Origin of the sequence: Enterococcus crotali (assembly GCF_000633635.1) — a bacterium.
Classification (GTDB): domain Bacteria; phylum Bacillota; class Bacilli; order Lactobacillales; family Enterococcaceae; genus Enterococcus_L; species Enterococcus_L crotali.
This window is the reverse complement of the sequence record NZ_AYPQ01000007.1, coordinates 263,250-278,641: the sequence shown is the minus strand read 5'-3', so window position 1 is coordinate 278,641 and position 15,392 is coordinate 263,250. Positions and strand designations below refer to the sequence as shown.

Annotated in this window: 16 protein-coding genes; 4 read left to right on the top strand and 12 right to left on the bottom strand. The window is 37.0% G+C overall.

The window, feature by feature from the left end; all coding sequences use genetic code 11:
- The first annotated feature begins 15 nt into the window (after window positions 1-15).
- Both V192_RS0116260 and V192_RS0116255 read left to right on the top strand, forming a co-directional pair.
- A complete protein-coding gene (locus V192_RS0116260; protein WP_025873368.1) occupies window positions 16-435 on the top strand; it encodes an NUDIX domain-containing protein in 420 nt (139 codons plus the stop codon).
- Between the two features lie 121 nt (window positions 436-556).
- Window positions 557-1,303, top strand: coding sequence for a TraX family protein (locus V192_RS0116255; RefSeq protein WP_025873367.1), 747 nt, complete (start codon window positions 557-559; stop codon window positions 1,301-1,303).
- Window positions 1,304-1,357: 54 nt separating this feature from the next.
- On the opposite strand, the gene V192_RS0116250 is transcribed toward V192_RS0116255, so the two are convergent.
- The 5 genes from V192_RS0116250 to V192_RS0116230 all read right to left on the bottom strand — a co-directional run bounded on the left by V192_RS0116250 (window position 1,358) and on the right by V192_RS0116230 (window position 5,024).
- Window positions 1,358-1,720, bottom strand: coding sequence for an MmcQ/YjbR family DNA-binding protein (locus V192_RS0116250; protein WP_025873366.1), 363 nt, complete (start codon window positions 1,718-1,720; stop codon window positions 1,358-1,360).
- Between the two features lie 30 nt (window positions 1,721-1,750).
- Window positions 1,751-2,128 (bottom strand): VOC family protein, encoded by a 378-nt coding sequence (locus tag V192_RS0116245; protein ID WP_025873365.1) that lies wholly within the window; start codon window positions 2,126-2,128, stop codon window positions 1,751-1,753.
- A gap of 42 nt (window positions 2,129-2,170) precedes the next feature.
- Window positions 2,171-2,971 carry an AraC family transcriptional regulator gene (locus V192_RS0116240; protein WP_025873364.1) on the bottom strand — a complete coding sequence of 267 codons (801 nt, stop codon included), beginning with the start codon at window positions 2,969-2,971 and terminating at the stop codon, window positions 2,171-2,173.
- A gap of 31 nt (window positions 2,972-3,002) precedes the next feature.
- Entirely contained in the window at window positions 3,003-4,541 is a 1,539-nt protein-coding gene (gene glpK, locus V192_RS0116235; protein ID WP_051581971.1) for a glycerol kinase GlpK, read from the bottom strand.
- Between the two features lie 87 nt (window positions 4,542-4,628).
- Complete coding sequence (locus V192_RS0116230; RefSeq protein ID WP_025873362.1) at window positions 4,629-5,024, bottom strand: hypothetical protein; 396 nt, start codon at window positions 5,022-5,024, stop codon at window positions 4,629-4,631.
- Between the two features lie 350 nt (window positions 5,025-5,374).
- Between V192_RS0116230 and efaR the strand changes: the two genes are divergently transcribed.
- Both efaR and zwf read left to right on the top strand, forming a co-directional pair.
- The gene (gene efaR / locus V192_RS0116225; RefSeq protein ID WP_025873361.1) at window positions 5,375-6,022 is read left to right on the top strand and encodes a transcriptional regulator EfaR; all 648 of its coding nucleotides are present in this window, start codon (window positions 5,375-5,377) and stop codon (window positions 6,020-6,022) included.
- Window positions 6,023-6,042: 20 nt separating this feature from the next.
- Window positions 6,043-7,563 carry a glucose-6-phosphate dehydrogenase gene (zwf, locus tag V192_RS0116220; RefSeq protein WP_025873360.1) on the top strand — a complete coding sequence of 507 codons (1,521 nt, stop codon included), beginning with the start codon at window positions 6,043-6,045 and terminating at the stop codon, window positions 7,561-7,563.
- A 37-nt stretch (window positions 7,564-7,600) separates the two neighbouring features.
- Here the strand turns inward: zwf and ileS are convergent, their stop codons facing one another.
- The 7 genes from ileS to ftsZ form a co-directional block, all read right to left on the bottom strand.
- A complete protein-coding gene (ileS, locus tag V192_RS0116215) occupies window positions 7,601-10,390 on the bottom strand; it encodes an isoleucine--tRNA ligase (RefSeq protein ID WP_025873359.1) in 2,790 nt (929 codons plus the stop codon).
- Between the two features lie 608 nt (window positions 10,391-10,998).
- Complete coding sequence (locus tag V192_RS0116210; RefSeq protein WP_025873358.1) at window positions 10,999-11,712, bottom strand: DivIVA domain-containing protein; 714 nt, start codon at window positions 11,710-11,712, stop codon at window positions 10,999-11,001.
- A 19-nt stretch (window positions 11,713-11,731) separates the two neighbouring features.
- Window positions 11,732-12,514 (bottom strand): YlmH family RNA-binding protein, encoded by a 783-nt coding sequence (locus tag V192_RS0116205; protein ID WP_025873357.1) that lies wholly within the window; start codon window positions 12,512-12,514, stop codon window positions 11,732-11,734.
- 22 nt (window positions 12,515-12,536) lie between these two features.
- Window positions 12,537-12,809: a YggT family protein gene (locus tag V192_RS20510; protein ID WP_035011519.1), complete on the bottom strand. Its 273-nt coding sequence runs from the start codon at window positions 12,807-12,809 to the stop codon at window positions 12,537-12,539.
- Between the two features lie 10 nt (window positions 12,810-12,819).
- On the bottom strand, window positions 12,820-13,434 hold the full coding sequence (locus V192_RS0116195; protein WP_035011517.1) for a cell division protein SepF: 615 nt from the start codon (window positions 13,432-13,434) through the stop codon (window positions 12,820-12,822).
- Window positions 13,435-13,447: 13 nt separating this feature from the next.
- Complete coding sequence (locus V192_RS0116190; RefSeq protein ID WP_025873354.1) at window positions 13,448-14,125, bottom strand: YggS family pyridoxal phosphate-dependent enzyme; 678 nt, start codon at window positions 14,123-14,125, stop codon at window positions 13,448-13,450.
- Complete coding sequence (ftsZ, locus tag V192_RS0116185; protein WP_025873353.1) at window positions 14,115-15,389, bottom strand: cell division protein FtsZ; 1,275 nt, start codon at window positions 15,387-15,389, stop codon at window positions 14,115-14,117. Before ftsZ ends, V192_RS0116190 begins: the two co-directional genes overlap by 11 nt.
- Window positions 15,390-15,392: the final 3 nt, after the last annotated feature.

Sequence of the window (15,392 nt, the reverse complement as noted above, 5' to 3'; positions counted from 1 at the left end):
GGTAACTATCGTTTTGTGGTTTCAGTACTAATTTTTAATAGTGCTAGTGAACTACTTATCCAAAAACGCCAATCAACAAAAAAATCATGGGCAAATTACTGGGATTATACTGCCGGCGGTGCTGTTAGTACAGGAGAGGAATTATTTCAAGCAGCCGAACGTGAGCTACTAGAAGAAACTGGCCTCTTGATTGATTTAAAAGACACACCCAGCCGTTTGACCGTGTCATTTGAAGAGGGATGGGATGAGATTTACTTTGTTACAAAAGACGTAACACTTGAGGAGCTCCAGTTACAAGAAGAAGAAGTCTGTGAAATGAAATGGGTAACTGAGAACGAGTATTTGCTTATGCTTGCTCAAAATGAATTCATCCCGTATATTTACGCAAAATCGATTTATGATTTTTATCGTAGTCAGAATGAATACATTCATTAAACGATCATCTTACTACCTAATGTCATTTTTGTAAGGTTTTTGTTCGTTCATTCCCACGCCAAATAAGTTTATTTTTTTTATACTATAAAAAGTTAAAAAAATATATATTTAGGAGAATGAAATGAACGGAAATCAATTAAAACTTATTATGATGGGCTTAATGATGCTTGACCATCTTACACCACTTTTACCCCCACAATTCGATCTACCCATTCACATGTTAACCCGCTGTGTAGCTGTCTTTTTTGCTTTTACAGCAGTTGAAGGATTCCATTATACAAGAAATCGGAAAAACTATTTGCTCCGTCTTTATAGTTGGGCCGCTATCATGCTGATTGGCAATACATTGATCAATACATTGATGATCAAAGATCCAATGTACCAGATACGCAACAATATTTTCCTAACATTAGCGATTGGAGTGTCGATCTTAACACTGATTGATTTCGCTAAACAGAGGAAAGAAGGATTATCAAAAACCATAGCAACTATCCTAGCAATCGTTTTAACACTAGCGGCTTTTATAGGCTTGATCCCAACAGAAGGTGGACCGATCGTTATTCCATTTATGTTGCTGAGTTATTTTTTTAGAGATAATGCGAAAAAAAGAGACATTTCTTATCTCCTTTTTGCCATCCCTTCACTTATAATCCCGGTTCTTGGCTTACCGCACTACTCTTTTGAAATAATCAAGCTACAACTTGAAATGAACCCAGAATTTCTATTTATTACAGTAATTCCTTTTATCCATTTATATAATGGTAAAAAAGGAAGCAATCAGCCAATCTTTAAATATTTATTCTATGTATTTTATCCAGCACATCTATGGATCATCACCTTGGTCAATTTCTATTTAAATCATGCATAACACCTAAAAAAACGTCACTTTAGGACTCTTCTAAAGTGGCGTTTTTATCTTTGGTTAGATGTATTTTATTTGTACTTTTTTAGGTAGCTTTTTTAAGACTAACTCATAAGATCTCTTTAAAAAAATAGCTAGCTGTTCCTCTGTAAATGATGAGTTTTCCAATTTAAACGAGTTCCAATGCGTTTTATTAGCATAGTAACCTGGAACGACATCTGAATATTGTTCTCTTAACAATTCATTTTCCTCTGGATTGCCTTTGACTGTCATTATCTTTTCACCTGCTTTATTCGTTCCAAGCATGCAAAAACATTTCTGCTCGATCGCAAAATAATCACAATCCCAGTCTTCCCGGTATACAACAGTTGCACCTGGCCATTGTTGAGCTTTCTTTTTTAGATACTGAATTTTCTCTTCCATAACTGGATTCCTCCTGACTCGCTCAACTTCTTAATCAATAGCACAAAACAAGCTCAGCAAATTCCCGTTAGGATCTTTGATGATGGCATAATATTGTCCCCAAAAAGCTGCCCAAGGTTCTCTAAATAGTTCATAGCCAAAGTTTTTCATATTCTCACACAATTGATCGATTTCTGTAGCAGATTCACACAAAAAGGCTAATTCGATTTTATCCCCTTCATTTTTGGGTTGAAATCCATAAACCCCTTCGATCATTTTTTTAGTATTTAGTGAGATTCTTATTCCATCATTATTCAGCTCGACATAATCTGCCTCTTTTTCTCCTACAACTTCAAAGCCTAAGCGCTCATAAAATAAAATCGTTTGCTCCATTGATTCGACGATGATTCCTACCATATCTAATTTCATATCAATCTCCCCCAACTTGTTTTCTTTATTATAATCAACGAGTTACTTCATGTCTTGTAAAATACCGACATGTTGACGAATTTCTTGCGGAGTCAAGCCAGTCATTTTTTTCAGTTTCCGACTATAGTGTGCTTGATCAAAAAAACCATATTTTCCAACTAAGTCTAGATGTTTTTTCTGAGGAAAATTGATGAGCTCTTGATAAACCTTTTGAAATCTTAAAACATCAAACGCTTCATAAGGAGATAAACCTGTTTCTTCCCTGAATAAACGCTGCAAACTTCTTTCAGAAAGCGAGCTATTAGCGACAGATTCATTGTAGTTAAGGGAATAATCTTGTCTTGTGATAAATTCATATATAGGAGACGAAATTCTGTTGTCCTTCAAACGGTTTAATTTTTCTAAAAAATAATGATTAGCACTTTTAATGAGTTCGCTTTGCGTTGTTTTACCTGATAAATGATCGATTAGAGCTGCGGCCATCGACTTTTTAATCGACTCTAATTCAACTCGTTGATTCTTTAGCCCATTCAGCGAATGCTTCAGAAATGGGTACATTCCATTTAAATAAAAGCGGATGCCAAAGAACATGGTTGGACGATCCACACGAGAATAAAAAAAGCTTGTATTGGGTCCGCAAATAGTAGCTTCTAAAATATCAAATTCCGGGCTGATCAAAAAAATCAAATCTGAACATAAATCAGGAATGATTCGAGCTGGAGGGCTTAACTTTTCTGCATAAGAAAACCAATAACGATCAATATACAATTGTAAACGCTCATCCGGACAAATTTCTTGATATGATCCTACAAGTGCTTGCCAGCTTTTTGTTTTGTCATTCATCCCTTATCTCTTCCTTTTTTGGGTAAAACATCTATTCTTTTTTCTTATAAGCCATTGTTGCATGCACTGCTCGTTGCCACCCATCATATAATTCGTTTCGTTTTTCTTCAGTGATTCTGGCTTCAAAACGTTTACTACTATGTGCAAACGCACTTATTTCAGCTAAGTCCTTCCAAAAACCTATCGCCAAACCAGCTAAATATGCCACACCTAATGCGGTTGTTTCAGAAAAATCTGCCGCCTCAACAGGCTTATTGATGATATCCGCTTGAAATTGCATTAGCAAGTCATTTTTAGTAGCGCCGCCATCTGCTCTTAATAATTTAATTTCAATATTGGACTCTTTTTCCATCGTGTTGATTACATCTGCGCTTTGATAAGCAATCGATTCTAAAGTCGCACGAATCAGGTGTTCCTTCGTTGTCCCTCTGGTGATCCCGAAAACTGCGCCACGCGCTTCTTGATCCCAGTAAGGAGCGCCTAAGCCAGTAAAAGCCGGAACAACATAGACACCATCTGAATCAGTCACTTGTTCAGCCAACGCTTGTGAGTCACTAGCCTCTTTAAATAGTTTTAATCCGTCACGTAGCCATTGGATAGCAGAACCTGCTACAAATATACTGCCTTCTAAAGCATACGTGATCTGACCATTAATTCCATAGCCAATGGTAGTCAACAAACCCTTTTCAGACAAAATCGCAGACTCTCCGGTATTCATAACGATAAAGGCCCCAGTGCCATAGGTATTTTTGACCATTCCTTTTTCAAAAGCCGCCTGTCCAACTAAAGCAGCCTGTTGATCCCCCGCCATCGCTGCAATAGGAATATTTTCTCCATAAAAATGATAATCTTCAGTATATCCATAGATTTCTGCATTTGAACAAACCTCAGGCAACATCGCTCTAGGAATTCCTAGAATCGCTAAAATTTCTTGATCCCAATCTAGTTTGTGGATATTAAACAGCATCGTCCGACTGGCATTAGTATAATCGGTTTTATGTACCTTGCCACCAGTTAGCTTCCATAATAACCAAGTATCAATCGTACCAAATAAAAGCTGACCAGATTCTGCTTGTTCCTTAGCGCCTTCAACATGATCCAATAACCACTTTACCTTAGTCGCAGAAAAATAAGAGTCAATGATTAAACCCGTTCGTTTTTGAATAAATGCTAGATAGCCACTTGCTTTAAGTTGGTCTGCAATTTCATTGGTTTGTTTTGATTGCCAGACAATAGCACGATGAATGGGCTCTCCTGTTTTTTTATCCCAAACAATTGTGGTTTCACGCTGATTGGTGATCCCAATTGCTTTGATCTGATCTGGCTTTAACTTTGATTCAATCAACACATCTGCAATGACAGATTGGACAGAATTCCAAATCTCGTTTGCATCGTGCTCCACCCAGCCGGGATGTGGAAAGTACTGAGTAAACTCTTTTTGTGCTTTAGCCACTGCTTGCCCATCATGATTAAAAATAATGGCTCTTGAGCTTGTTGTTCCTTGATCTATCGATAAAATGTATTGGTTTTGTTTCACGTCTTGTCCGCTCCTTGAAAATGATACTTTCATTATAAAACAAAGTAGTATTAAAAGTCTCGTTCGATCATAAATAAAAAACATACCCAGACGTATAGTCGAAGCATGTTTTACAGGTAGCTATGCTATTTTCCTTTTCGCATTATGTCTTAACTCTGACAAATATAAATTTGTTTTCTTTGAATAAATCACCTGGGAAAGAACGATTATTCTAATTAGTAATGAATAGAAAGTAACTGGATCAAAATCAAAAATTAGTAATACTCCATTAAGAACACTTATTCCTATTAACACTTTGGTTAAATGATATCCCCAAATACTTCCTTTGAATAACAATACACCTACAATAACAGAAAAAATGACACTGAACAAACTAAGCCACATGATTGTGCCCAATGCCTCATAAACAATCCCGATTCCAAGCTCTGCACCTAATTTAACTAGTCCAAACAAGCCAATCAGAGGAACTACAACAAGAAAACAACCTAACACTTTCCACATTACTGGTACTTTCATTTAACTTCTCCTTTATTTTCGTTACTCTAATCAGTTTAGAGATACTTACTTGAATAGTCAATATCCTTTTAAAGAATAGAAACGATCACAATAAACAATTTTCAGCTTATTCAAAAAAATTCTAATTTATTTTTAACAATTCAACCTCTTGTCATTTAAAACTCGTTATACAAAAAAGCAATTTTGGTTAGCATACGCTAGAAAACGTTATCAATTAAGCGTTTGTTTCTTATTTTCTTCTTCAAATAATAAAACACACATTTTTTTTAAGATTAACATATTATTAAATGGTCAAAAAAACAATTTTCTGATAAACTTATCTTGATGGCTTCTTTGAAAGGATGAACAATATGACCCCCAATCGTGAAGACTACCTAAAGCTGATTTTTGAGCTAGGTGGCGATGAAAATAAAATCAACAATAAGCAAATCGTCTCAGGTTTAGATGTTTCAGCAGCATCTGTTAGTGAGATGATTTCAAAATTAGTAAAAGAAGAGCTGGTTGTACATTCTCCTTACCAAGGTGTCCAACTGACAGAGTTAGGACTGAAAAAAGCAAGTACACTTATTCGCAAGCATCGATTATGGGAAGTATTCTTAGTTGAACATTTAAATTACTCGTGGAACGAAGTTCATGATGATGCAGAGGTCTTAGAACATGTTACTTCCCAAACATTAGCAAATCGTTTATCCGCGTACTTAAATCAGCCCAAATTTTGTCCTCATGGCGGCGTTATCCCAGGAGATAATCAACCTGTCCACGAAGAAAAACGTCAAACATTAATAGACTATCCTGTCGGAACTAAGATTCGTATTGCTCGTGTCTTAGACGAAAAAGAGCTATTGGACTATCTCGTATCGATTGACTTACAGATTCATGAAGAATATACGATCAATGAAATTGCGGCCTATGAGGGGCCGATCAGGATTAGTAATAATAACAAAGAATTGGCGATCAGCTACAAAGCGGCAAGTACGATTTTTGTTGATCAATTATAATAAGAAAGCGGGGAATGAATATGAACGAAAAAATAGCTCTATTTACTATATTTGGCGGTACAGGTGACTTAGCAAAACGAAAACTCTATCCTTCTTTATTCCGTTTATATCGTAAAGGAAGTATAGCAGAACACTTTGCAGTTATTGGTACGGCAAGAAGAGACTGGTCTGATGAACATTACCGGGAAATAGTCCGCGAAACGATCAAGGACTTAAATCCGACAAAAGAAGAAGCAGATGCTTTTTCAAGCCACTTCTATTATCAATCCCACGATGTCAATGATTCTGAGCACTACGATACGCTCAAAGAATTATCTGATACTCTAAATGATAAATATGAATTAGGCGGCAACCACATTTATTATCTGGCAATGGCTCCGCAGTTTTTCGGTACAATCGTGCAGCACTTAAAATCACAGGCAATTTTAACTGATAATGGTTTTGATCGTTTGGTTATCGAGAAACCATTTGGTGCTGATTATGACTCAGCCTATCAATTGAATGAGGAAATTCGGGCAGTTTTCCCTGAAAAGGATATTTTCAGGATCGATCATTACTTAGGGAAAGAAATGATTCAAAATATTTCTGCTATTCGCTTTGCTAATAATATCTTTGAATCTCAATGGAATAATCGCTATATCGACAATGTTCAAATCACATTTGCTGAAAGTCTAGGTGTGGAAGATCGCGGTGGTTACTATGACCATAGCGGGGCATTAAAAGACATGGTTCAAAACCACATTTTACAAGTCGTCTCATTGTTAGCTATGGAACCTCCTGTTGCTTTTTCAGAAGCTGAAATTCGGGCTGAAAAAGTAAAAGCCTTACAAGCGATTCGCCTTTACTCTGAAGAAGAAGCTTTAGAAAACTTTGTCCGTGGCCAATATGGACAAGGGAAACTTGATAATCAAGAATTTGTTAGTTATCGTGAGGAGCCGAATGTCGATGAACATTCTCAAATTGAAACCTTTGTTGCTGGTAAATTTTTAATCGACAATTTCCGTTGGTCCGGCGTACCATTTTATATCCGTACTGGTAAACGTTTAACAGAAAAAGGCACACGTATCAATATTGTCTTTAAACAAGTTCCAGTCAATGTCTTCAAAGATGACATTGATAAATGCGGCGAAAAAACGGATTTGCCCCCAAATGTCTTAACAATCTATATTCAACCAACTGAGGGCTTCTCAATGACTCTCAATGGCAAGGAAATTGGGCAAGGGTTTACAACAACTCCGGTAAAACTAGATTACCGTCATAGCGCAGAGACAACCGGCAATAGTCCAGAAGCTTATGAAAAGCTATTATTGGATAGTTTGAACGGAGATGGCACAAACTTCTCTCATTGGGACGAAGTAGCTCAATCTTGGCGAATTGTTGATATTATTCGTCAGGCTTGGGATAAAACATCTGTAGACTTTCCTAATTACGCAGCAGGCTCAATGGGTCCTGAGGCAGCTTTTGATTTATTAGAAAAAGATGGATTCACCTGGGATTGGCAGCCTGATATCTGGTATCGTGAACGCGGTAAATTAGAATAAAAAAGGACTCTGGAATTTTTTCCAGAGTCCTTTTTTATTACGCTTCAAATCCTTCAGCAACAGCTTCTGGATAATTTTCTTCAACGATTGTGGCACAACGTCCACATAAGTGCGGAAGCTTTTCATCTTCACCAACATCTGTGCGTACCGCACGACAACGTTCACACGTTTCACCTGCTGCTTTTTCTACAAGAATCGACATATCATCGAATTTTTCAACATTTTCAGGAACGGCTGCAGTTACTGCCGCGACCTCAAAATCAGAAACAATCAATAATTGCGCGATATCTGCATCCACAGCTTTTAACAATTCACGGATTTGTTCATTAGGATAAACCGTTACTTTTGCTTCTAACGATTTACCGATCAATTTAGAATTACGCGCTTCTTCCAATGCTTTTAAGACGTTATCTCTAAAGTCCATGAACGCAGCCCACGTATCCAATAACTCTTCTTGGTTTGCAAATTCTTCATAACCTGGGAATTCAGCTAACTGAACATAGTCTTCGTCTTCTTTTAAGAAACTCCAGATTTCCTCAGAAGTATGTGGAATGATCGGTGTTAACAGTTTTGTTAAAGCTACAGCAATTTGATAAAATACTGTTTGCATGCAACGACGTTGGTAATTATCTTCTGCTTCGATATAGACAACATCTTTCGCAAAATCCAAATAAAATGACGATAGATCCACTGTTAAGAAATTCATTACTGAACGATAAATTTGCATGAAATTGTATTTTTCATACCCTTTTTCTCGAATTTCTTGAATCACTTGATTTAATCGAACAACCATGTATTTATCCACAGAACGCAACTCTTCATAAGCAACTGTGTGTTCTTTTGGTTCAAAATCACTTGTATTTGCTAATAAGAAACGCATTGTATTACGGATTTTACGATAAACTTCAGAAACTTGAGTTAAGATATCCATTGAAACACGTACATCTGCTTCATAATCCACACTACTTACCCACAAGCGTAAAATATCCGCACCCATTTGTTTGATCACTTTGTCAGGTAAAATCGTATTCCCCAATGATTTACTCATTTTACGGCCTTCACCATCTAATGTGAATCCTTGAGATAAAACGGCTTTATAAGGTGCCACACCATTGATGGCTACACTTGTTGTAATACTTGAATTAAACCAGCCACGGTATTGATCAGAGCCTTCTAGATACATATCAGCAGGGAAAGTCAGCTCTGGACGTTGGCGTAATACAGCCTCATGTGAAGAACCAGAATCAAACCAAACATCCATGATATCATTTTCTTTTGTAAATTCACCATTTGGAGAACCAGGATGTGTAAATCCATCTGGTAATAATTCTTTAGCCTCACGTTTAAACCAAACATTTGATCCATGCTCAGCAAATAAATTCGCTACATGCTCAATTGTTTCAGGTGTGATGATTGCTTCACCATTTTCAGCATAAAAAATAGGTAGTGGGACACCCCACGCACGTTGACGAGAAATTACCCAATCGCCACGATCACGAATCATATTGTAAAGACGTGTTTTCCCCCAAGGAAGGATCCAATCAACTTTTTCAACTTCATCTAAGATATTTTGGCGGAATTTATCGATTGATGCAAACCATTGCGGTGTTGCACGATAAATGACAGGTTTCTTTGTACGCCAGTCATGTGGATAACTATGTGTAAAGAAATCTAATTTTAACAACGCATCTTTTTCATCAAGCAATGCTGTGATCATCGGATTCGCTTTATCATAGAAGACTCCTTCAAATCCAGGCGCTTCATCTGTAAATACACCACGATTATCCACAGGTGAAAGAACATCTAAATTATATTTTTTCCCTACAATGTAGTCATCTTCACCATGTCCAGGAGCTGTATGAACTAGTCCAGTACCAGCATCTAATGTGACATGATCTCCTAACATAACTAATGATGTACGGTCGTAAAATGGATGTTGAGCTGTCATGTATTCCATGTCTTGACCAGAGATGGTTTCAAGAACTTCAACATCCTCCCAGCCGATTGCTTCTTTAACTGTGTCTAAAAGATCTTTAGCAACAACGTATTTTTTACCATATGCTTGAACAACCACATATTGATACGTAGGATTTACAGAAATCCCTAAGTTTGCTGGAAGTGTCCAAGGTGTTGTCGTCCAAATGATTAATGATGTATCTGTATCCAGGATTCCTTTACCATCAACTACTTTGAATGCAACATAAATAGATGGGGATTTAACATCTTTATATTCAATTTCAGCTTCTGCTAATGAAGACTCGCTAGATGGAGACCAGTAAATTGGTTTTAACCCTTTGTAGATATAGCCTTTTTCAGCCATTTTTCCAAACACACGAATTTCAGCTGCTTCATAAGTTGGATCTAATGTAATATAAGGATGATCCCAATCCCCAGCAACACCTAAACGTTTGAAGTCAGTCCGCTGAGTATCGACTTGTGAACGCGCGTATTCTTCACATTTTTCACGGTATTCAGCAAGCGTCATTTCTTTTCTTTTGATGCCTTTATTTGTCAATACTTGTTCGATTGGCAATCCATGTGTATCCCAGCCAGGAACATAAGGTGAGCGGAATCCAGACATAGATTTTGAACGGATAATGATATCTTTACTGATTTTATTTAACGAATGACCTAAATGGATATTTCCATTGGCATATGGCGGTCCATCATGAAGAACAAAGGTTGGTTTGCCTTCGTTTAATGCTTGACGTTTTTCATAGATTTTTTTCTCTTCCCAATCTTTTTGCCATTCTACCTCACGGTTTGGCAAATTCCCACGCATTGGAAAAGCTGTTTTTCCCAACTGTAATGTTTCTTTCATTTTCATTTTTATTTCCTCGCTTTCATTTGTAGGTCTTTATTAATAAGTAGGACTGTTAATACGTTTTATTCTTCAGCAGATATTTTGGTGATGAACTAGTATGGTCACTTCTCTCACTTACGTTCGCCAAGTACTGTTCATCATCCGCTCTGGAGGAGCCAGTCGCGGTCCTTCAATTCTTGGAGCTTTAGCTCTTAGAAATTGATGTGATCGAAACGGAGTGGAGTGATGAACTAGTATGGTCACTTCTCTCACTTTCGTTCGTCAAGTACTGTTCATCATCCGCTCTGGCGGAGCAAGTCGCGGTCCTTCAATTCTTAGAGCTTTAGCTCTTAGAAATTGATGTGATCGAAACGGAGTGGAGTGATGAACAGCAAAAAAGTACCTCCATCCCAAGGGACGAAAGTACTCGCGTTACCACCCAAATTTAAAATAATTGATACACTCAATTATTTCCTCTGTTAATTGTTAACGAAATTACTCGTCAAGTTTTACTACATTCAAACTTGAGTAAAATAGAGGATCTTTTCAATACCAGGGTCTGTCAATCTTTCACTATCATTGACTCGCTAAAAGAATGGTTATCGACTTTTCTGTTCTATTTATATACGAAATTATTTAGGATCTTTATTTAGTAAATCCAACATTGCTTTTGGATCCATTGCAGCTTGCTCGAGCGTTGGTTGTTCTTCCGTTACAGTTACAGCTTCATCTGCAACAACAACATCATCACTTTTATCAAGTTCTTGTGCTAAGACTTCCTTGATAACTGTATGAGAGTCGCTTACATAACTTGAGAATGGTTTTAACAGTTCATTCCACTCTTCACTCTTCACTTGCTCTAATTGTGCTTCTAACATCAAGCTTAAACGTTGATGGAAAACACGTGTTTTTTTCTTCAAATCATCTGTTTCAGCAGCTAATTGACGAGCACGATCTGTGGCATCTGTCAGAATTTCTTTTGCTTTTTCTTCTGCTGATGTAATCAGATTACTTGAACGTTTTTCAGCAGATGAAATCATTTCATTAGCTGTATTTTCAGCAGACGTAACGATTACTTCTGATTCTTTATTGGCACTCGTTTTTACTTTATCTGCAGTATCTTGTGCAACAATAATTGATTGGTTCAATGCATCTTTTAATTCATTGAAATATTGTAATTTTTCTTCTGCATGTTTTAATGATTTTTCAAGCTCACGTGTTTTTTGAAGAGAATCTTCATAATCTTTCGTTACTTGATCTAAGAAATCATCGACATCGTCTTGGTTGTATCCTCTCATTTTTGTAGAGAAGTTTTTATTTTGAATATCTAATGGAGTTAATGCCATATTCCTTCACCTCTTTGGATTATTTTCGTAGTACTCCCAGTAACAAACGAAACTTGTCCTTTTTCGTCTTCCCCTCTAACTCTTGAATTTGGATACGGCCAAACCCTCTAATAGACACAATATCTAAAAGGTCCACTAGGAAATCAGGTCTTGTATTCTCCGTCCAATTCACTTTGACTTTTCCAGATTCGATCAACTGCTTCGATCTCTGTCTAGATATATTATATACGCTAGAGATCAAATTATCCAGACGCAACGAACTTATTGTTGTTCGTTCATGCGTCCAATCATCTTTAGGCATAATGATCTCTGTATAATTTCTTTTTTCTAATCGTACAGTTATTTTCCCGATTTTTTCTACTTGAGCGACAACAAAATTGGCTATTTCTTTAGCAACAAACACTTGCCAGCGATCACCATCGGAAATAATATCGCCAAAATACTCACGTTTAATCCCAGTATTCACCAAGGTCCCCAAGACCTTTCCATGAGATAATGTTGAGAATTTTATAGGATAAATGATTTCTAGTAATTCTACTTCAAAATCTTCTTCCTTTGGTTGATAGTAATCAGGAAAAATCAGACAGCGTCTTCGCTCAGCATGTTCATACCCACCATAAAACTGAAACTCAAGTTCACTATTTTGCCGTATCAATGTTTCTAAAATATACGCCTGTCTAGGGTCTAAAAAATCAGATAAGTAAGGAGCATATTGGCTTTCGACTTGTTCCAACCAATCACCAACGGAATCAATAAAAGGATGCTCATCTTTTCGAAAATGTTGATACACATTTGCGTTCATAGACAAATCATCCTTTCTTTTATTAATACAATAGTGATTGTAAAATCCGTCCTAATCCACTTGCGGCTAAATTTAATACAATAATTGCAATCATTACATTAAAACCAATCATACCTATGTTCAAGTTTAATCGATCAAATAAGCTTAAATAAGGTTCCGAAATTCTTGAAATCAAACGACCAAACATAGAATCATATGCTCCTGGAAACCAAGATAATAATGCATATACGATTAAAACGCCTGAGTAGATTCGTGCACCTGTATATAATAGAAATATAAATAGAGCGATACTCATTACCTCCTAACTAAAAATCAAACATTTGTTTCTTAGCTAACGATTGAGCCGTAGCACTATCGATTTCAATGTTTGATGGTGTACAAAGAAAAATTTCATCGCCTACACGTTGAATATCTCCATCTAGCGCATAAACAGTCCCAGTAAGAAAGTCAACAATTCTTCTTGCTTGATTTTCTTCCACTAAATGAAAATTAATCAATACGGCGTCACTTGCAATAATGTGCTTTGCAATATTCATCGCCTCAGAATACACTCGTGGTTCAAGAATGGTAATTTTACCTGGTCTTCCTGGACTAGGTGTGTCTTGCGAACGTTTTGAATTTGAGTTATTAGAACTACGCATGGAGACAACCTTTTTCTCATTAAATGCTGTTTCCTGACGGCTTTCTTTTTTATCTTGATGCGTTTCTGTTGAACGATAACGAGCAGATGGTTTTTCGGTTAACGGCTCAGTTACAGTTGGTCTTTGTACCTGCGCTTGTGCTGGTGTTTGCCGAACCGTCTGTCTTGGCGGTTGTTCATTCACAACCTTTTGCTCTTCATATTCATCATAATTATCATATTCATCTTCACCAGATAATCCAAAAAAGCTCGATAACGCATTTTTACTAAAAATTGACATAGATTCCCCTCCTTTACGCACCTCTGAAAATTGCTGTTCCGATTCGTACAAAAGTTGCACCTTCTTCAATAGCGATTGGGAAGTCATTACTCATTCCCATGCTAAGCTCTGTACATGGTGCATATGACAGATGCTGATTATTTATTGCCTTTTGCAATTCTTTTAGCTTAGAAAACACTTCGTGAAGCACTTGCTCAGAAGCTTCTAACGGTGCCATAGTCATTAACCCTACGACTTTTATTCGATCAAACTCAGCTAATTGATGTATAAAATCAAGAACTTCATCTGATTTAAATCCGTGTTTGCTTTTTTCACCAGTGATATTCACTTCAACAAAACAGGAAATTTGCTTCTCTGCCCGCTTCTGGATTTCTTCCGCTAATTTTAAACTGTCTAAAGCGTGAAAATAATCTATCTCATTTATTATTGATTTTACCTTCCTACGCTGTAAATTACCAATCAAATGCCACTTAATAGATGAAAAATTTTTCAGTGCCTCTTTTTTGGCTAGTAATTTATCGACTCGGTTTTCAGCCATATTCTCAATACCAAGTTCAGCAAGCTCCTTGGTAAGCTCATTTCCCACTGATTTAGTCACGGCAATCATTGTTACATCATTGTCTGACCGTGCAGATTTTTGGCATGCTAGCTGAATTTCTTGATTTATATTTTCTAAGTTTTCAACTAGCATGATCAAAATCGCTCCTATCTTTTTCTGCGGAAAATGGTGGTGTGTTTAACTCATCGTCATTGTTTTGTGATGGTTCTTCACGATGAAATGTTTCAAAATCTTTTTTCTCAACATTTTCAAATGTCGTATCTTCAACTTTAGGTCTTACATTTTGCTCACGACGGATATCCCAATCTCCAAACGCACTTGTTTCTTCTTGCGGTTGTGGCTGTGATGGTTTTGATTGTTCCATATCCAGTACTGGCGCTTGCTGTACTGTTTGAATTTGAGTAGGTCTATTTTGACGCGCAGGTTTGCGGTCTTTTTTTGATGGATCGATACCAGTTGCAATAACTGTTACACGAATTTCATCACCTAAATCTTCATTGATAGATGTACCTAAAATAATATTTACATCGCCAGTTGCAGCACTTGTTACAATATCAGAAGCATCTTGTGCTTCAAATAATGTCATGTCCAAGCCACCAGTAATGTTTAATAATACTTGTTCAGCACCATCAATAGAAGTTTCTAATAATGGAGAAGAAATAGCTTTCTTAGTTGCCTCGATCACACGATCTTCACCACTAGCAACACCGATTCCCATCAAAGCAGTTCCTTGATTTTCCATAACAGTCTTCACATCAGCGAAGTCCAAGTTAACATAGCCTGGTGCTGTGATCAAATCTGAGATCCCTTGTACACCTTGACGTAAAACATTATCAGCTTCACGGAAGGCTTCAAGCATTGGTGTCTTCTTATCTACAACTTCTAATAGACGGTTATTTGAAATAATCAATAACGTATCAACGTTTTCTTTTAAAAGAGCAATTCCTTCTGCAGCAAAACGTCCACGTTTTGGTCCTTCAAAGCTAAATGGTCTCGTCACGACACCAACTGTTAAAGCACCTAATTCTTTAGCGATTTTAGCAACTACAGGCGCTGCTCCAGTTCCTGTTCCACCGCCCATACCAGCTGTGATAAAGATCATGTCTGCGCCTTGTAACGCATCTGAAAGTACTTGTTCACTTTCTTCCGCTGATTTTTGACCGACTTCTGGTTGAGATCCAGCACCTAAACCGCGTGTATATTTAGGTCCAAGTTGAATCACTGTTTCTGCTTTTGAGTTTTTAAGGGCTTGTACATCTGTATTTGCAGCGATGAATTCAACGCCTTTAACGTTTTCATCAATCATGCGGTTAACAGCATTACCACCGCCGCCGCCTACACCGATAACTTTGATGACAGCGCCATTGTTAATGTTATTATCTAAAGAAAATTCCATAGT